Here is a 17,028-nt window from a genome sequence, read left to right as displayed (position 1 = left end):
GCTACGGCAGGTACGGCCGGAGGGTCGCCGCGGTCACCCGGTCGAGGATCCGGTCCGGCAAGACGCGGGTGAGGCGCGTCAGGAATGCCGCGTCGCGACCGATCGTGTAGCGCGTGCGCGGCCGCCGAGCGGTGGCGGCCTTGGCGACGATCGATCCGGCTTCGTCCGCCGGCATGCCGGCCCGGGTGAACCGCTGCGAATGGGCGACGACGGCTTTCACGAGCCCCCCGTACCGCCGCTGGTGTTCGGGGGTCATCCGGTCGGCGAGGCCGGTGGCGGTGGCGGCGCCGCGGTCGCCCATCTCGGTCCGCACGGCGCCCGGCTCGACGACCACGACCTGCACCCCGTGCGGGGCGAGCTCACGGCGAAGCGAGTCGCTGACCGCTTCGAGCGCGAACTTCGTCCCCGCATAGGGCCCGTAGGTGGCCATCGCGACCTTCCCGCCGACCGAGCTGATGTTCACGATCCGGCCGCGGCTGCGGTGGAGGAAGGGCAGGAGCGCCTGCGTGACGGCGATGTGCCCGAACAGGTTGACGTCGAACAGCCGCCGCCACTCGTCCAGGGGAAGCGCTTCGACGGGCGCGTTGACCGAGATGCCCGCGTTGTTGACGAGGGCGCGCAGCGGGCGGCGGTCCGGATCGGCGCCGACGCGGTCGGCGAGGGCCTGGACGTGCTCGGGGCGCGTGATGTCGAGGAGCACCGGCTCGACGCCGTCGGCCCGGATCGCGTCACCGTCGGTCTCACGACGGACGCCGGCCAGGACGTGGTAGCCGCGGGCGGCGAGCTCGCGGGCCGTCGCGGCGCCCAGGCCCGTCGAGGCGCCGGTGACGACCATGATCTCGTTCTGATGTGACACTGTCATATGAACTACTATGCGCAACTCGTGTGACACTGTCAACTATGATCGGCGCCATGGTGACGCGAGCTGAAGCCGCCGCAACGACCCGGAGCGCCCTGGTACGGGCCGCGTCCGAACTGTTGGACGAGGGCGGCCCCGACGCGGTGACCCTCCGGGCGGTGGGAGCCCGCGCCGGCGTCTCCCGCGGCGCGCCTTACGGCCACTTCGAGGACAAACAGCACCTGCTGACCGCGCTCGCCGTCGACGCCTGGAGCTCGGTGGCGGACGAGGTGGAACAGCTGCGAGCCGACCTCGCTGCGAGTGCGGGCGCCCGGCTCGAGCGAGGCCTGCTGACCCTCATCAGCGTCGGCCGCCGGCAGCCGCACCTGTACGCGCTGATGTTCAGCACGCAGGTGGGCGGCGATCCCGTGGCCGCCGCGGCCGCGACCCGGGTGGAGAACGAGTTCCTCGCCCTGGTCGCCGACGTGGTCGGCGAAGCGGATGCGCGCCGGTATGGCGCGTTGCTGATGTCGAGCGCGCACGGGATCGCGGGGCTGGAGCTGAGCGGTCACCTGGCGAAGGAGAAGTGGACGGTCGACGGCGACGAGCTGGTGCGCATGCTGGTCACCGCGATCCGGCCCGGCTGATCACCCGGCAAGCGCATAGAGGGCTACGAGCGCCGCGGCGTCCCAACGGATTTGGCCGTCCTCGACGGCGATGTCAAAGCCGTAGAAGGGGCAGCAGGCCTTCTCCCGGGCTACGAGGTCACGGACCCAGTCCTCGACGCCGGGCTCCGCGCGGAATCGGAACCGGATCTGGACCTGACTTCAGAGTCAAGGGTCCGCCGGAAGGCGGCGGACTCCTTGGCCGACTGCCGAGCGAGCCGCTGCCGCCTGACCGGCGATGGCCGGCTCGCATGACGGGCGTCTGGTACCTGCGGGTCCGGTGGGAGCACGACTTCGCCGACGACCCCGTCGACATGATCAGCGAGATCGGCCCGGACGGATACGAGCGCCGCAAGGTGGAGTTCTTCCGCGACGGCCGGCTCGGCTGGGCCGACGAGGACCACGAGGTGGGCGGCACCGGCCTGGGCCGGCTCGCGGTCCCGCCACTGGACGAGATCAACGCGCAGGAGGAGTTCCTGGCCTCGCGCGTCGAAGCCGCCGACTTCGAACGGGCTTGGGCCACTCGGCCGTCTTATCGGTTCGCCGGCCAGTACTTCAGGCGTCCGTCGACCGGAAGCAGGTACCCCTCCCAGCGCGCGTCCGGCACCACGCCGCCGAGGCCGGCCGACGTCACCGCGTCGAGCTCGAAGCCGATCACGCCGAGGCTGAAGCCGACCTCGCGGAACACCTCCTCCGCCACCCCCGCCAGCCACGTGTCCAGCGCCGCACGCCACGACAGCGACGCCGGCCCGCCGCCCGGGCCGAACGGGAAGCCGCCGATCCGCCGGTCGAGCCGGGCCAGCGCGCCGAGCGGGAGATAGAACTCGACGTAGTCCGGTCCGTCGCCGCCGATGTCGGCGTAGCTGCCGCAGACGACCGGGCCGCCCAGGGGCAGGTGCACCGTGCCCCGCACGTGGCCGGAGTCCTCGGAGACCTGCTCGGCTCCGGTCGCGCGCCAGAGCGCGGACAGCGCGGCCTCACCGGCTTCCAGGAACAGCTCGTAGAAGCCGCCGACCCAGTTGTCCGGATCGGCGACCGCCCCGGGATCTCCCATCGTCAGCTCCGCACCGCGGCGCAGAGTTCCGGAACCACCGTCTCGATGTCCTCCCGCAGCACGAAAGCCGCGTCCTCGTCGTAGGGCGTCGGATCGCGGTTGACGATCACCAGCGTCGCGCCGGACCGGGCCGCTACTGTGCACAGCGACGCCGCCGGCTCCACCTGCAGCGTGCTGCCGATGGCCAGGAAGACCTCGCTCGCCGCGGCGACGTTCCGCGCGCGGCCGAGGACGTCTCCGTCCAGCGTCTGTCCGAAGAGGACGACGTCGAGCTTCAAGATCCCGCCGCACTCCGGACAACGCGGATCTTCACCGAGCTCCAGCACTCGGCGGTCGGGAGCCGCACCGGGCAGTCAGTGCACCGCGTGGTGTGCAAGGTGCCGTGCAGTTCGAGGACCTTGCGCGCGGCGAGGCCGGCTTTCTGGTGCAGGCCGTCGACGTTCTGGGTGAGGACGCGCACGGCGGTTCCCGAGCCATCCAGGTTCGCGAGGGCGCGGTGGGCCGCGTTCGGCTCGGCGGTCCACGCCGCATGGCCGCGGTAGCTGCGCCAGAACTCGCGGCGCACCTCGGCGTCGGCCATGAAGTTCTCGAGCGTGAAGGCGTTCACGGCACTCGGCGTGCGCGTCCAGATCCCGTCGGGGCCGCGATAGTCGGGAATCCCCGAAGCGGTGGAGATGCCCGCACCGGTCAGCACGCCGACGAGCCGGGCGCCGCGGATCCGGTCGGTGAGCTTCATACTCCGGAGGTTAACGACCCGGGAGCGAGGCGACGACCGGATTTACCGCGCCCTGAGCCGCAACGCCAGGGCCGGGCACGCGGCCGCCGCGCGCCGGGCCTCTCCGACCAGCTCCGGCGGCAGTGGGCCCGACGCCACGATCGGGTAGCCCCACTCGTCCAGCCGCACGAACTCCGGCAGCAGGTCCGCGCACAACCCGTGCGCCCGGCACCCGATCGGGTCCACCGTCACCTTCACGCCACACTCTCCAGCACCCGGCACCGGCCACCGGCCGCGTGCGCTGCCACATCCAGACCGAACACCTGCAACGCGCTCGTCGCGAGCCGCGCCGCGCCGTCCGGGTGCGCGCACGCCCCGCGGCCGGTGAGCAGCGGCAGACGGCGGGCCAGCCGGGACGTCGAGGGGCCGCCGCGGAGCAGCTCCGCGAAGTCCGCCGCGATCGCCGGGAGGCCGAACATGCACGGCCCGCACTGCCGGGCCGACTCGGCCGCCAGGAACGCCAGCACCTTCGCCGTGTACTCGAGCCCGCACGCCCGCGCCGGCAGCGCGTACACCGCCGGAATCCCCGGCACACCGGCCGCGAAATCCGAAGTCCACGTCCCGCCGTACCCGCCGACCAGCACCGCCTGGACCGGCTCGGTCTCGCCGCCCGCCGCGGCCAGGACCGCCGCCAGCGACACGCCGGGCGCCGTCTCCACGACCCCGGGCCGCCGGACGGCACCGGTGACCGTGACCAAGTCCCGGCGGGCGGAAAGGTAGTGCCGCGGGCCGAGGAGGATCACCAAAGCCAGCTGCGCCAGCGTTTCGACGTTGTCCACGAGCGTCGGCCGGCCGCGCACCCCGCGTTCGTCGGGCCGCGGCGACTTGCCCAGCGGCCGCGCGTCCCCCGACGTCAGGTGGTGGACGAGCGCGGTCTCCTCGCTGGCGACATACCGGCGCGGGATCTCCTCGACGCGCACCGGCACGCGGTCGTCGCGTTCGGCGAGCGCCGCGAAGACGCTCGGCAGCACCGGGCTGCCCGCGTGCACGCAGAGCACGGCCTCCCCGGCGCCGATGGCGTGCGCGGCGAGCTGCAGGCCGTCCAGCACCAGGTGCGGGGACAGCGCCAGCAGCGCGGCGTCCTTGTGGCTGAGCGGGTCGCCTTCGCACCCGTTCGCGACGACGACCGAGCGCGGCGACCGGGCTGAACGCAGCTTGACCGCGGTCGGGAAGCCCGCGCCGCCGCGGCCGCGCAGGTCCGCCGCGGCGACGGCTTCGATCAGCCGGTCGCGGCCGTCTTCACCGTGGTAGGCGACCCAGGGCACGACGCCGTTGCGGCGCCGGTGGCCGGCCAGGTCGAGGCGGTGGGGCGGCAGGATGGTCATCGGGTGCCTCCGAGCGGCGAGAGCTTGCGGGTCGCGGTGTCGGCGTCCTGACGGGTGGCGCGGAAGGCGACGGCGCCGAGCACGGCCAGCACGCAGAGCACGTCGAGGGCGACGATCCAGCCGTACGCGGCGTCGTCCTCGGCCATGCCGAAGCCGTGCACCAGCGCGACCGGCCAGCAGAGGTAGGCCAGCCAGTGCACGGCCCGCCAGGCCCGCGGCGGGATGCGCGTGCGCAGCAGGCTGGTGACGACGATCGCGAGCAGCAGGTCGATCGCGACGGCGCCGAGCCCGACCCAGAGCGGCTGGTAGTCCGAGCCGAACGGGACGACGACGTCGAGCCAGCTCAGCGGGACGTAGCCGTCGAGGACCGCCGACGCGATGTGCGCGGCGAGGAACGCGAGGCTGGTCAGCGCGAGGTTCCGGTGCAGGGCGGCGACGGTGAAGCGAGGCCACGCCGGGGTCGCGAACCGGCCGGCGCCGAGCGCGCCGAGGACGACGACGCCGGTGAAGAGCACCAGCGAGACGAGGCCGGTCGCGCGGCTGAAGTACCAGCTCATGCGGCTTTCCTTTCGGCGGGCCAGCCCGGCGTCGTGACGACGTCGCCGGCGTCGGAGGTGAGCCGCGCGGGCAGCCGTCGTTCTTCCAGCCAGCGCGGGGCGTCGGTCCCGAGGACGATGGCGGCGGTGCTCGCGGTGTTGGCGTCCACAGTGGACTTCGCGGCGACGGTCACGGTGCGCCAGAGCGGTTGCGCGACATCACCGGTGCGCGGGTCGACGATGTGGTGCACGGTGCGCCCGGCGTGGCGCCAGCGCCGGCGGGTGGTCCCGGAGGTGGCGAGGCCGCCGGTGGTGAGGGCGACCCGCGCAGCCGGCCGGGCGACGGCTTCGGCGTGGTCGTCGCCGAGCGCGACCTGCCAGCCACCGGCGGGTTCCGGACCGGCGACCCGGAGATCACCGCCGAGGTTGACGAGGACGCCACACCCCAGCGCGAGGTGGATCCGGCGCGCGGCCCGATCGGCGGCGAGGGCTTTCGCGGTGGCACCGAGGTCGAGCTGGACGCCGCGCGGCAGGACGACGAGGCGCAGGGCCGGGTCGAAGAGCACGCGGTGCCAGCCGGGAGCGGGGGCCGGGGCGGCGCCACTCTCAACCGCGCTGCCGGTGAGCAACGCGAAGTCCCGGTCGTACCCGAGTGCCCGCACCGCGGCACCGACCGTCGGGTCCACCAATCCGGCCGTCAGCCGAGCCGCGCGCAACGCCGCCCCCAGGGCCTCCGCCAGCAGCGAGCCGACCCGGACCTGCTGCCCGGCCCGCTCGTGCAGCCGTGAGATCTCCGAGTCCGCCCGGAACCGGCTGCACGCCAGGTCGATCGCGGCCAGCTCGTCACTCAGGAGCGAAGCCGCCGCCAGGAGCCGCGCGGGGTCGGTGACCACCACCGAAGCCGTCGTGCCCAGCGCAGGGAACGCCGTCGTCACGACGCGCCCGAGCCCGTGTGGGCGCTGCCCGAGCCGGAGCTCAAGCCGTCGGTCGGCTGAAGCTGGTCCTGGGTACCGACGGAGTCCGAGGTGCTGGTCGACGTGGTGTCGGCGGCGGCGGACGCGGTCGAAAGGCCGAAGCCGACCGCGCCGGCGGTGGCCGCGCCCAGCACCGCCACCGTCGCGGTGACCAGGGCGGCCTTGCGCCTGCCGTGCTCGCGGCGGGCCGCTCCGCCGGTCGTGGTGGGTTCCATGGGACCGAGTCTCGGCGCCGTTCCTTTGAACGACCTGGGAGCGACCTGTCAACTCCCTGACGGTCCACAGTGGACACCTACCTTAGGAGGTTGACAGCGGAAAGCCATTAACCCACTCTTTCCGTTGTCCGCCGGAGGTTTCCTGATGTTCACGAGCCGGACCACGGCACGGCACCGACCGGCCCGGCGGAGTGGACATCATGAGGCGCCCTCACCCGCCACCGTTGGAGGACCCATGATCCGCAAGCGGATCTTCGCCGCCTTCGCCGCCGCCACCCTGGTCACAGCCGGTGTCGTCGCCGCGGCCGTCGTCACCGGAACGGACGAGCCCACGGCCGTACGGCCCACCGCGTCGACCGTGCCGGCGTTCGACCACATCGTCCTCGTGATGTTCGAGAACAAGAAGTACTCCTCGATCAACGGCAGCTCCAGCGCGCCCTACTTCAACGCCCTCGCGTCGCAGAGCGCGAAGTTCACGAACTCCTTCGCGATCACCCACCCGAGCCAGCCCAACTACGTCGCCCTGTTCTCGGGCGCTACGCAGGGCGTCACCAGCGACAGCTGCCCGGCGAACCTCGGCGCGAAGGCCAACCTCGGCCAGCAGCTGATCGGCGCGGGCAAGACCTTCACGGGCTACTCCGAGGCCATGCCGTCGGACGGCTACACCGGCTGTTCCAGCGGCCGGTACATGCGCAAGCACAACAGCTGGGTCGACTTCAGCAACGTCCCGGCCGCGAGCAACGTCCGGTACTCGAGCTTCCCCACGGACTTCACCCAGCTGCCGACGGTCGCTTTCGTGACGCCCGACATGTGCAACGACATGCACGACTGCTCGGTCGGCACCGGCGACACCTGGCTCAAGAACCACCTCGATGCCTACGCCCAGTGGGCCAAGACGCACAACAGCCTGCTGATCGTCACCTTCGACGAGGACAGCGGCACGTCCGTCAACCAGATCTTCACCAGCTTCACCGGCGCGCACGTCAAGACCGGCAGCTACAGCGAGTCGATCAACCACTACACCGTGCTGCGCACGATCGAGGCGTCGTACGGCCTGCCGGGCATCGGCGGCGCCGCGAGCAAGTCGCCGATCCTCGACGTCTGGCAGTAACCGCGTGTACCTCTCCACCATCGGCCGCCGGGAGCACGCCGCGAAGGGCAAGCTCTCGGCGGTCGGCGCGAACGTCTTCGCGCTCGGCGCCGTCAGCCTGGTCACCGACGTCTCTTCGGAGATGGTCACCGCGGTCCTGCCGGTGTACCTGGTGCTCGGCCTGCACCTCAGCCCCGCCGCGTACGGCCTGGTCGACGGCCTCTACACCGGCGCGACGGCGCTGCTGCGGATCGTCGGCGGCTACGTCGCGGACCGGGTCCGCCGGCGCAAGGTCGTGGCCGGCGTGGGCTACGGCCTCTCCGCCGTGGCCAAGCTCGGCCTGCTCGCGGCCGGGGCGTCGGCGGCCGCGATCGGCGCCGTGATCACGCTCGACCGCACCGGCAAGGGCCTGCGGACGGCGCCGCGGGACGCGCTGATCACCCTGTCGACGCCGGAACCGCTGCTCGGACGGGCCTTCGGCGTGCACCGCGCGATGGACAGCGTGGGCGCGTTCGCCGGTCCGCTGGTCGCGCTCGCCGTGCTGGCCGCGGTCGGCACGACGAACCCCGAGGCGTTCGACGCGGTGTTCGTCGTCAGCTTCTGCGTCGCCGCGATCGGCGTGCTGCTGCTCGTGCTGTTCGTCCGCGACCACCGGACGCCGCGGCCCGCCGACCCCGTCTCGCCTCGCGTCGCGGCGGCCCTGCTGCGCGGCAGCGGTGTGCGGCGGCTGCTGGTCGCCGCGTGCGTGCTCGGGCTGGCCACGGTCGGCGACGGGTTCGTCTACCTGCTGCTGCAGCACAAGGAAGACATCGCGACCGGCTGGTTCCCGCTGCTCGCGGTCGGCACCAACCTGAGCTACCTGCTGCTGGCCGCGCCGCTGGGCGCGCTGGCCGACCGGGTCGGCCGGCTGCCGGTCGTGCTCGGCGGCTACGGCGCGCTCGTGCTCGTCTACCTGCTGCTGGCCGGGCCGGTGTCCGGCTGGCCGCTGTTCGTCCTGTCACTCGCGTTGTACGGCGCGTTCTACGCGGCCACTGACGGCGTCCTGATGGCCCTGGCCGGTCCGTTGCTGCCGGAGTCGTTGCGCACCACGGGGATTTCGCTCGTGCAGACGGCGCAAGCGCTTGCGTACTTCGTCTCGTCCGTCCTCTTCGGACTGGCCTGGCAGTTCTGGGGCGCCGGGCTCGCGATCGGCGTCGCCGCGGGTGCGGCGCTGGTGGCGATCGCCGTGACGTTCGTGGTCCTCTCGCCCCGGAAGGCGGCCGCATGAAGGCGCGAATCCTGATCGCGATCGCCGGCGTGCTCGTGCTGGCCGGGGCCGCGGTCGCCTACGTAGGGTTCGCCAGCGCGCGCAGCCACGACGTCGCCGTCACCGGCGCGGTGAGCCTCTCCCCCGGCCCGCGGCTGCTGTTCCGCAGCACCGCCGACGCCGACCGCGGGCACGTCGCCACGGTGTCCACCACCGACCCCGGCGGCGCGCGGACCGTGTCGCCGCTGTCGTGCTCGCGGGTGTACGCCGCCGGCGGCACCGGGCTCTGCCTGCGCCCGGACGGCGACCTGACCACCTACCAGCTGGCGGTGCTCGACGCGGGCCTCGCGGTGAGCCGGGAGATCCCGCTGGTCGGGCTGCCGAACCGGGCCCGGGTGTCGGCGAGCGGCCGGATGCTCGCGTGGACGGTGTTCGTCACCGGTGACTCCTACAACGGCGGCATGTTCTCCACGCGCGCCGGCATCCTCGACACGGCGACCGGCGACCTGGCCGGGACCCTGGAGGACTACGCGGTGACGCTCGACGGGAAGCCGTACCAGGCCGCGGACCTCAACTTCTGGGGCGTCACGTTCACCCGCGACGACCGCCGCTTCTACGCGACGATGTCGACGGCCGGGCACCGCTACCTCGTCGCGGGCGACTTCGCCGCGCACACGATCCGGACGCTGCGGGAGAACGTCGAGTGCCCTTCCCTTTCGCCGGACGAGACGCGCGTGGCGTACAAGTCCGCTGTGGACGGTGACCCGGCGAAGGGCTGGCGGCTGTCCGTGGTGGACTTGGCCAGTTCGAAGGTGACGCCACTGGCCGAGACCCGCAGCGTCGACGACCAGCCCGCGTGGCTCGACGACCACACGATCGGCTACGGCGTCCCCCGCGGGCCGGGTCACGCTGACGTCTGGTCGGTCCCGGCCGACGGCTCCGGCGCGGCCCGGCTGCTGATCCCGGAGGCGGAGTCCCCCGCGGCGCTCGGCTCGTGAGCCGAAATCCGGTGGCGGCCCCCGCTCGGACGTGATCTTCTCGGTGCCCATGGCACCCGAGACGCTCCCGGCGGTCGACGCCGCGCTGGCCCGGCGGCTGGTCGGCGCCCAGTTCCCGCACTGGGCCGGGCTGCCCCTGCGCCCGGTCGAGCCGGGCGGTTCGGACCACGCGATCTTCCGCATGGGCGCGGATCTTTCCGTGCGCCTGCCCCGCCACGCCGGCGCGATCGACCAGGCGAAGAAGGAAGCCGAGTGGCTGCCCCGGCTCGCCCCCGTCCTGCCGCTGGCCGTCCCCGAACCCGTGGCCGTCGGCGAGCCGGGCTCCGGCTACCCCTGGTCGTGGGCGGTGTCGCGGTGGCTGCCCGGCGAGGTGGCGACCGTCGACGCCCTGGCCGGCTCGCACGACGCCGCCGCCACCCTCGCGGGCTTCCTGACCGACCTGCAGCGCCAGCCCACCGAAGGCGCCGGCGACCTCACCGGCCGGCCGCTGAGCGCGCGGGACGCGGCGACGCGCGCCGCCATCGAGCAGGCCGGCGACGTGTTCGGCGCCTCGGCGATGCTCGAGCTGTGGGAGGCGGCGCTCGGCGCGCCCGCGTGGGACCGCCCGCCGGTCTGGTTCCACGGCGACTTCCACACCGGGAACCTGCTGACCACCGGCGGCAGGCTCAGCTCGGTGATCGACTTCGGCGGGCTCGGCGTCGGCGATCCCGCGTGCGACCTGATGGTCGCCTTCACCCTGCTGGCAGCCGGGCCGCGAGCGACCTTCCGCGCGGCGCTCGGCACCGACGACGCCACCTGGACCCGCGGCCGCGGCTGGGCGTTGAGCACCGGCCTGAACGCCTACACGCACTACGCCGCCGACCACCCCGGCGTCGCCGCGCAGACCACGCGCCAGATCGTCCAGGCACTCACCGACGCTCGTACCGGGCGATGATCACACCCTTCGTCGTCGGGACGCTGCTGGTGAGGGTGAACTCGGTGAGCGGCGCCGGCCCCTCGAACAGGCGCAGTCCCGCGCCGAGGGTCAAGGGGTGGATCAGCAGCGTGTAGCGGTCGATGAGGCCGGCGGCGTGCAGCGTGTGCACCAGCGAGGCGCTGCCGATGACGGACAGGTCGTTGCCCGGCTCGGCCTTGAGCTCGGCGACGGTCTTCTCGGCGTCGCCGCGCAGCAGCACGGAGTTCTGCCAGGCCCCGGCGTCCTCGAGGGTGGCCGAGGCGACGTACTTGGTGGCCGCGTTCATGTGGGTGGTGAAGGGGTTGCCGTCGTCGCGCCCGGCCCACGCGGCGATGAAGTCTTCCCAGGTCCGCCGCCCGAAGAGCATGTCCCCGGCGCGGCTCATGCCCTGGCCCATCTCGCGGGCCATGACCTCGTCCTGGTAGCCGTTGCCCCAGCCGCCGTGGGCGAAGCCGCCGCGGGTGTCCTCGTCGGGCCGGCCGAGGCCCTGCACGACGCCGTCGAGGGTGACGCTCATGGTGACGCTGATCGAACGCATCGGATGTCCCTTTCGTTCAGGTGGCTGGTCACCTCCTGTACGAACGGCGGAGCCGCGGATCGACAGCGGGCTCAGTCCAGGTTGCGCAGGCCGTCGAGGATGCGGCGCATCAGGAGGCTGTCCGGGGGCGCGAACGCGAACCGCGAGACCGGCACCCGGCCCGACTGCGGGCCCGCGGGCGGGATCGTGCGCGGCACCCGCCACGGCAGCCGGTCCGGGGACGAGTCGCGGCTCGTCTGCTCCGGGATCGGCATGGTCGGCAGCGCGATCGTGCCCGCTTCCGACAGCCGCAGCGCCGACTGCTCGAAGCGGAGACGGGCCTCGATGCCGGCCACCGTCCAGTCCGGCTCGAGGTCCGGCTCCGCGTTGACGGTCGCCCGGCGCGGCCGGCGTTCGAGCGTGATGGCCCAGGCCGCCGCGGCGAGCGCCGGGAGCAGCAGGCCGGCGATGATGGCGAAAGCGGGCAGATCCGCGGCGGCCATCAGGAGGCCCCGGCGACGGGTAGCAGCATGGCGTTCACTTCCGGACTTGCGGTTCTTCCGAAGCATGGCCGACACCTGGATATTCGACGTGAACGAATGTTTCGCGGACCCCGGTGGCCATCATGAACGACGGGCAACGCTCCCGCAAGCGGCCGAACGGGGTGGCCCGTCCGGGCGGTTGATCCGCAGGTCGGAAACGGTTTTCGAGTAGCCGGAACAAGGCCCCTCACCCAGTAGTACGAGTCCCGGTGACGTCCGGTTCACATTCTTTTCGGACGCGTCGGGCCGAGCGCCCCAAGGGGCCCTTCGGTGCGTTGAACGCACCGAAGGGCCCCTTGGGTGCGTTGAACGCAACCAAGGCCACATTGGGGCGCTTGGGCTCAGCCCAGCGAGCAGGACCTGGCCAGGTCGGCCGGGCTCGCGCCGGGCGGGCGGGCGACCGTCGAAGAGGCCGGCGGACGCACCCCGCGCAGCCAGCCGCCCAGTGCGTCGAACGCCGTCCGGAAGCACGGCCCCAGCGGCCGCAGCTGGTCCGGATAAGCGTCGACCAGTCCGTCGACGTGGTTGCCGCCGACCACCCGGTAGTACCGGTGCAACGCCCCACGGCCCGCCGACGTGATCATCCGGTCGTACACATCGGAGTCCCGGGTGATCGGCAGCAGCGTGTCGAGCGTGCCGTGCAGCGTGAGCAGCGGCTTGCCGATCCGCCCGGTCAGCGAGATCCGCTCCACCGCCCGTGCCACCGAAGCGGGCCGCGAAGCATACGCATAGTCCGCATCACACGACGGCGTTCCCGAAGCACAGAAAGGAGTTCCGGCCGGCAGCGAACCATCGAACGAAGGGTCCACCTCCTCGCGATAGATCCGCTGGGTCAGGTCCCAGTAGACGCGGTAGTGGTAGTCCCACAGGAACTCCGACCCCGGCGCGAACCCGGCGTCCAAAATGGACTGGTGCGCAGCCGGCGAACCCGCCGCGTAGGCGGGGTAGGCACGAAGAGCCGGCGGCAGGAACGTCAGCAAGTTCGGTCCATCGGCACGCCACAGCGTCCCCTCCCAGTCGACGCCCCCGTCGTAGAGCCACGGCCGGTTCTCCAGCTGCCACCGCACGAGGTACCCGCCGTTGGACAGCCCGGCGGCCAGCGTCCGCGTCACCGGACGGCGGTAGTGCGAAGCCGTGGCCGTGCGGGCGGCCAGCGTCAGCTGCGTGACGCGCGTGTTCCACTCGGCCAGCGCGTCTCCCGGCCGGACGCCGTCGTCGTAGAACGCGGCGCCGGTGTTGCCCTTGTCGGTCGCGGCGAACGCGTAACCCTCGGCCAGAGCCTGGTCACCGATCGCGCGGTCGTTCGCGTACTGCCGCCGCACGCCCGGAGAGCCGGCGACGACCAGGCCGCCGTTCCAGTGCGCCGGCAGGCGCAGCACGAACTGCGAGTCGTGGTTCCAGCCGTTGTTCGTGTTCGCCGTCGACGTGTCCGGGAAGTACCCGTCGACCTGGACGCCGGGCACCCGGCCGTACGTCGGCAGCCCGGCCGACGTCAGCCCGGCCCAGTCCGCCTCGACGGTGTGCCCGGACGCGAGCGTGCCGGTCGTCGTCAGGTCGTCCAGGCACACGGCGACCTGCCGTTGAGCGCCGGGCACGTCCACCCGGCAGCGCCCGGCCGAAGCCGACGCCGATGCGGGCAGCGCCGCCGCGAGCGCCCCCGCCAGAACCACAACCAGCCATCTGCGCACGGTCCACCTCCGGTCTCGATGCAAGAGAACCCAAGCGCGTGCGCCCGGGGAGAGCCACCCCGCCGGTCACCATGAATCGCCGCGAGGATGTGGTGGACGGCCACATGGTCCGAACCAGCGGGCCGACCTAGCGTCGCTGGAAACCCTCTCAACGACGAGAAGGACGCCCTCATGCGCAAGCTCGCCTTCGCCGGACTCGCCGCGATCACCGCCGCCGTGCTCACCACCGTCGGGGTGGCGAGCGCCGACCCGCCCCCGTCCTCCCTGGTCCAGGTGTCGAGCTTCGGCGCCAACCCGGGCGCCCTCGCGATGTACACCTACACGCCGTCCGGGCTCGAGTCCGGCCGCCCGGTGGTCGTCGCCCTGCACGGCTGCACGCAGAGCGCCTCGGACTACTACGCCCACTCCGGCTGGCCCGAACTGGCCGACCGGTGGCGGTTCGAGGTCGTGTTCCCCCAGCAGTCCACCGCGAACAACTCGCTCAAGTGCTTCAACTGGTTCTCCACCGCCGACGACACCCGGGGCAACGGCGAGGCCGCGTCCGTCAAGTCCATGGTGGACAAGGCGGTCGGCGACCACGGCTCGGACCGCTCCCGCGTGTTCGTCACGGGCCTGTCGGCCGGCGGCGGCATGACCGCGGACCTGCTCGCCGCCTACCCGGACGTCTTCGCCGGCGGCGGCATCAACGCCGGGCTGCCCGCGCAGTGCGCCACGAGCATCACGCAGGCGACGAGCTGCCAGCAGAACAACCAGAACCTGACGCCGGCGCAGTGGGCGTCGAAGGTCAAGGCGCAGTACCCCGGCTACAGCGGGCCGTGGCCGCGCGTCGCGATCTGGCAGGGCACCGGCGACTACACGGTCTACCCGGTCAACGGCACCGAGCTGCGCGACCAGTGGACCGCGGTGCACGACGTCTCCCAGACGCCGACGAGCACGCAGTCCCTGCCCGGCGGCACGACGTTGACGAACTACGCCGACAAGGTCCAGCTGTACTCGATCGCCGGGATGGGCCACGGCACCGCGGTCGCCCCGGGCACCGGCACGACGCAGTGCGGCAGCACCGGCGCGTACTTCCTCGCGGGCATCTGCTCCAGCTACTACACGGGCGTGTTCTTCGGGCTGGACAAGGGATCCGGGACCACGCCGACCACCACGACCACGCCGCCGACGACCACGACGACTCCGCCCTCGGGTACGTGTGTGAACGCCAGCAACTACGCCCACACGCAGGCGGGACGCGCGCACCAGAGCAGCGGCCAGGTGTACGCGAACGGCTCCAACCAGGCCATGGGCCTGTGGAACACGTTCACCACGCACGCCCTGCGCGAGACGTCCTCGGGTTACTGGGTCCTCGCCGACGGGCAGTGCTAAAGGAAGATCGGCATCGGGTTGAGGTCGTCGTACGCGTGCGGCTCGGCCAGCCGGCCGAGCCGCACCGGCACGTCGTAGAGCCGGCCGGGCGCGAACCGCGCCCGGAATCCCCGCATGCCCGGCACGAGTACCTTGACCACGGGCAGGCCGATGTCCGGGCGCGTCTGGTCCAGCACGAACACCTCCAGCCCGGCGCGCTCGATCTTCTCCCGCACCGGAAGGACATCCGCCGGCACGACGGCCGCGGGTGGCGCCGGGAGCAGATAGGGGTGCTCGGCGACCGACGCCTCCCGCAGCCAGCGCGCCGCGTCCGGGTCGTCGCCGAGCCGGCCGTCGAGGACCGCGGGCATCAGCTGGTTCAGCTCGGTCAGCGCCCGCCGCAGCGCGACGGCCGGGTCGGGGTGCGCGCCGAACCCCAGCATGATCTCTTCGGGCGGCCCGGTGCGCCGGGACACGGCGGCCATGACCGGGACGCCGATGTCGGACGTCACGTCCAGTACCCACACCTCGCGGCCCAGCCCGGCGTACACCTCGCGCAGCTCGGTGGTCCACGGGTCGCCGGGCAGGGCGACGCCCGGCTGCCGGGTGCGGTTGTACCACCAGAGCGCGACGGCGTCGCGTTCCACGACCTCCAGCATCCCTCGCAGCACAGCGTCTTCGAGGGTGCTGCCCGCCGCGTTGCCGTTCGAATCGGTGACGACGGAGGCCGGTCCGGGCGCGCCGAAGTACAGCAGGGCGGTCGGGAACAGCCGGTGCTCGCCGCGGCTGAGCGACCACACCGGCGTCCAGTCCAGCTCGGCGTCGTCGTCGAAGGGCGCCCGGTCGGTGTACTGGCGTTCGTGGAACAGCTGGCAGGTGTCGGGATGCACGGCCTTGTCGCCGAGCGAACGGAAGCTGCCGCGCACCCTTTCCTCGTCGCCGTCGAACCGGGCGCTGTGCCGTTCGAGCGCTTCGCACAACGCGCTGACCTCGGCGTGCAGCGGCGTGACGCCCTTGCCGCCGTTCTCCGCGCGCAACGCCGACCCGAGCCGGTCCGCGCCACGCAGACCCGGCACGACGTTCGGCCCGGACCGGACGGAGTTGAAGAACGCCGGCCCGCGCGGGTCCCGGCGCAGCTCCTTGACGACGCCGGTCAGCGGGCTGACCAGGTGGCGATACGTCTCGAGCACCTGCTCCGGCGGCCGGGCGCGGTGCTCGCCGAGGACCACCGGACGGCGGGTCCGCTCGCGCACCAGTTCCGGGTTCCCGCAGGACGCGCACTGCGGCCGGGCGCGCACCTCATGCCGTTCGCCGGTCAGGTCCCGGCTGTCGAACGTCCACAGTGCACGCTGGCCCGGGTACCGCTGCCCCGCCAGCCACTTGACCGCTTCCAGCGCGACGAGGTTGAGCGCGAGGGCGGACAGCGCGGGGAGCGTCACTTCGGGACGCGGCAGCGGGCCGGGCAAGCCCAGCGCGTCCCGCACATGGGCCTCCGCCGCCCGGTTGGCCCACAGCCGCGTGGCCAGGCAATGCCAACAGGGGCCGGCGCCGGGGGTGAAGAACGGGCCGATCCACACCCGCGCGCCGACGGTCCTGGCAAGCAGCCACGGACGGCCGGACGCGCGGTGCTCAAAGTCCACTTCGGACAGTCTTGGATCGAGGTAGTCGTTGCACAGCACCACAGTCAGGTCGGCGTCGCGCTCGACGACCGTCAGTCCGGCCGCCCGGAAAGCCGCGGGATCCGCGCCCACGAGCGCGACCGTGCCGGACGTGGGTTCGACGCCCACCGCGTCCCAGTAAGCCAGTGCCGCCGGGTCCGGGCCGGGAGCGAGCAAGCCGATCACCCGCTCCTCGGCCAACCGGTTCAGCACCCCGGCGGCCGCGTCAGCGGGAACGTCTCCGGGCAGGTCACGGCGCAGCGCGGCGAAGTCCCGGGTGCCGTCGAGCAGCGGGACCAGCGCCTCGACGTACGGCCCGCTCAACGCCGTGGCGCCGTCTTCGGACAGCACGTACACCGCGTCGCCCGGCACCGCCGCCGTGCTCAAGTGGCGCTTGAACCCGACCGGGTCGGTCACCCGGCGGTCGTGCCCCGCTCCGGGCCGTCGGTCACGCAGGGGCTGACCGAGCCGTCCCCCACGCAGAACAACTGGGTCCCGGCCGTCGGGCGGCCGTCGAGGGGGACGACCGTCAGCCCGGGCACCTCGGCCGGTCCGGTCTCGAACGCCGCTCTCAGCCCGCTTTCGAACTCGTTCACGGGTGC

The 17,028-nt window shown here is 72.8% G+C and carries 20 protein-coding genes and 1 pseudogene; 7 read left to right on the top strand and 14 right to left on the bottom strand.

The annotated features are described in order from the left end of the window. Nucleotide 1: 1 nt before the first annotated feature. Complete coding sequence (locus AB0C38_RS33290; RefSeq protein ID WP_360681201.1) at nucleotides 2-862, bottom strand: SDR family oxidoreductase; 861 nt, start codon at nucleotides 860-862, stop codon at nucleotides 2-4. A 50-nt stretch (nucleotides 863-912) separates the two neighbouring features. On the opposite strand from AB0C38_RS33290, the gene AB0C38_RS33285 reads away from it, so the two are divergent. Beyond that, nucleotides 913-1,485, top strand: a complete 573-nt coding sequence (locus AB0C38_RS33285; protein ID WP_360681199.1) for a TetR/AcrR family transcriptional regulator — start codon at nucleotides 913-915, stop codon at nucleotides 1,483-1,485. A 269-nt stretch (nucleotides 1,486-1,754) separates the two neighbouring features. Beyond that, nucleotides 1,755-2,015 (top strand): annotated as a pseudogene (locus AB0C38_RS33280) (hypothetical protein); the annotation flags it as partial. Nucleotides 2,016-2,035: 20 nt separating this feature from the next. Here the strand turns inward: AB0C38_RS33280 and AB0C38_RS33275 are convergent. Genes AB0C38_RS33275 through AB0C38_RS33240 form a run of 8 tightly spaced genes read right to left on the bottom strand, consistent with a single transcriptional unit; the run spans nucleotide 2,036 to nucleotide 6,382 of the window. Beyond that, nucleotides 2,036-2,557: a hypothetical protein gene (locus AB0C38_RS33275; protein WP_360681389.1), complete on the bottom strand. Its 522-nt coding sequence runs from the start codon at nucleotides 2,555-2,557 to the stop codon at nucleotides 2,036-2,038. Between the two features lie 2 nt (nucleotides 2,558-2,559). After that, a complete protein-coding gene (locus tag AB0C38_RS33270; protein ID WP_360681197.1) occupies nucleotides 2,560-2,835 on the bottom strand; it encodes a hypothetical protein in 276 nt (91 codons plus the stop codon). Next, nucleotides 2,832-3,293: a Sir2 family NAD-dependent protein deacetylase gene (locus tag AB0C38_RS33265; protein ID WP_360681195.1), complete on the bottom strand. Its 462-nt coding sequence runs from the start codon at nucleotides 3,291-3,293 to the stop codon at nucleotides 2,832-2,834. The genes AB0C38_RS33270 and AB0C38_RS33265 overlap by 4 nt, the downstream gene beginning before the upstream one ends. A gap of 42 nt (nucleotides 3,294-3,335) precedes the next feature. Further along, nucleotides 3,336-3,530: a ferredoxin gene (locus tag AB0C38_RS33260; RefSeq protein WP_360681193.1), complete on the bottom strand. Its 195-nt coding sequence runs from the start codon at nucleotides 3,528-3,530 to the stop codon at nucleotides 3,336-3,338. Beyond that, the gene (locus AB0C38_RS33255; protein ID WP_360681191.1) at nucleotides 3,527-4,657 is read right to left on the bottom strand and encodes an NADH-ubiquinone oxidoreductase-F iron-sulfur binding region domain-containing protein; all 1,131 of its coding nucleotides are present in this window, start codon (nucleotides 4,655-4,657) and stop codon (nucleotides 3,527-3,529) included. Before AB0C38_RS33255 ends, AB0C38_RS33260 begins: the two co-directional genes overlap by 4 nt. Next, on the bottom strand, nucleotides 4,654-5,214 hold the full coding sequence (locus AB0C38_RS33250) for a ferric reductase-like transmembrane domain-containing protein (RefSeq protein ID WP_360681189.1): 561 nt from the start codon (nucleotides 5,212-5,214) through the stop codon (nucleotides 4,654-4,656). Before AB0C38_RS33250 ends, AB0C38_RS33255 begins: the two co-directional genes overlap by 4 nt. Beyond that, nucleotides 5,211-6,128, bottom strand: coding sequence for an FAD:protein FMN transferase (locus AB0C38_RS33245; protein ID WP_360681187.1), 918 nt, complete (start codon nucleotides 6,126-6,128; stop codon nucleotides 5,211-5,213). Before AB0C38_RS33245 ends, AB0C38_RS33250 begins: the two co-directional genes overlap by 4 nt. After that, nucleotides 6,125-6,382, bottom strand: coding sequence for a hypothetical protein (locus AB0C38_RS33240; protein WP_360681185.1), 258 nt, complete (start codon nucleotides 6,380-6,382; stop codon nucleotides 6,125-6,127). The genes AB0C38_RS33245 and AB0C38_RS33240 overlap by 4 nt, the downstream gene beginning before the upstream one ends. Nucleotides 6,383-6,617: 235 nt before the next feature. Here AB0C38_RS33240 and AB0C38_RS33235 point away from each other — a divergent pair, with 235 nt between their 5' ends. From AB0C38_RS33235 to AB0C38_RS33220, 4 genes are read left to right on the top strand one after another with little or no spacing between them, the layout of a single operon-like run. Next, on the top strand, nucleotides 6,618-7,493 hold the full coding sequence (locus tag AB0C38_RS33235; RefSeq protein ID WP_360681183.1) for an alkaline phosphatase family protein: 876 nt from the start codon (nucleotides 6,618-6,620) through the stop codon (nucleotides 7,491-7,493). A 4-nt stretch (nucleotides 7,494-7,497) separates the two neighbouring features. Continuing rightward, nucleotides 7,498-8,739 carry an MFS transporter gene (locus tag AB0C38_RS33230; protein ID WP_360681181.1) on the top strand — a complete coding sequence of 414 codons (1,242 nt, stop codon included), beginning with the start codon at nucleotides 7,498-7,500 and terminating at the stop codon, nucleotides 8,737-8,739. Further along, the gene (locus AB0C38_RS33225) at nucleotides 8,736-9,716 is read left to right on the top strand and encodes a hypothetical protein (RefSeq protein ID WP_360681179.1); all 981 of its coding nucleotides are present in this window, start codon (nucleotides 8,736-8,738) and stop codon (nucleotides 9,714-9,716) included. Before AB0C38_RS33230 ends, AB0C38_RS33225 begins: the two co-directional genes overlap by 4 nt. A 49-nt stretch (nucleotides 9,717-9,765) precedes the next feature. Then, nucleotides 9,766-10,650 (top strand): aminoglycoside phosphotransferase family protein, encoded by an 885-nt coding sequence (locus AB0C38_RS33220; RefSeq protein WP_360681177.1) that lies wholly within the window; start codon nucleotides 9,766-9,768, stop codon nucleotides 10,648-10,650. Here AB0C38_RS33220 and AB0C38_RS33215 read toward each other — a convergent pair. From AB0C38_RS33215 to AB0C38_RS33205, 3 genes are all read right to left on the bottom strand, one after another. Then, complete coding sequence (locus AB0C38_RS33215) at nucleotides 10,625-11,209, bottom strand: dihydrofolate reductase family protein (RefSeq protein WP_360681175.1); 585 nt, start codon at nucleotides 11,207-11,209, stop codon at nucleotides 10,625-10,627. The two genes, AB0C38_RS33220 and AB0C38_RS33215, sit on opposite strands and share 26 nt — an antisense overlap. 71 nt (nucleotides 11,210-11,280) lie before the next feature. Beyond that, entirely contained in the window at nucleotides 11,281-11,757 is a 477-nt protein-coding gene (locus AB0C38_RS33210; protein WP_360681173.1) for a hypothetical protein, read from the bottom strand. A gap of 314 nt (nucleotides 11,758-12,071) precedes the next feature. Further along, the gene (locus AB0C38_RS33205) at nucleotides 12,072-13,400 is read right to left on the bottom strand and encodes a tannase/feruloyl esterase family alpha/beta hydrolase (protein ID WP_360681385.1); all 1,329 of its coding nucleotides are present in this window, start codon (nucleotides 13,398-13,400) and stop codon (nucleotides 12,072-12,074) included. 189 nt (nucleotides 13,401-13,589) lie between these two features. Here AB0C38_RS33205 and AB0C38_RS33200 point away from each other — a divergent pair, with 189 nt between their 5' ends. After that, the gene (locus tag AB0C38_RS33200) at nucleotides 13,590-14,789 is read left to right on the top strand and encodes a PHB depolymerase family esterase (RefSeq protein ID WP_360681171.1); all 1,200 of its coding nucleotides are present in this window, start codon (nucleotides 13,590-13,592) and stop codon (nucleotides 14,787-14,789) included. Here AB0C38_RS33200 and AB0C38_RS33195 read toward each other — a convergent pair. Both AB0C38_RS33195 and AB0C38_RS33190 read right to left on the bottom strand, forming a co-directional pair. After that, complete coding sequence (locus AB0C38_RS33195; protein ID WP_360681169.1) at nucleotides 14,786-16,843, bottom strand: TOMM precursor leader peptide-binding protein; 2,058 nt, start codon at nucleotides 16,841-16,843, stop codon at nucleotides 14,786-14,788. The genes AB0C38_RS33200 and AB0C38_RS33195 overlap by 4 nt on opposite strands. After that, the gene (locus tag AB0C38_RS33190) at nucleotides 16,840-17,022 is read right to left on the bottom strand and encodes a hypothetical protein (protein ID WP_360681167.1); all 183 of its coding nucleotides are present in this window, start codon (nucleotides 17,020-17,022) and stop codon (nucleotides 16,840-16,842) included. Before AB0C38_RS33190 ends, AB0C38_RS33195 begins: the two co-directional genes overlap by 4 nt. Between the last annotated feature and the right edge of the window lie 6 nt (nucleotides 17,023-17,028).

Origin of the sequence: Amycolatopsis sp. NPDC048633 (genome assembly GCF_040650695.1) — a bacterium.
GTDB lineage: Bacteria > Actinomycetota > Actinomycetes > Mycobacteriales > Pseudonocardiaceae > Amycolatopsis.
This window is presented reverse-complemented; position numbering and strand designations above follow the sequence as displayed.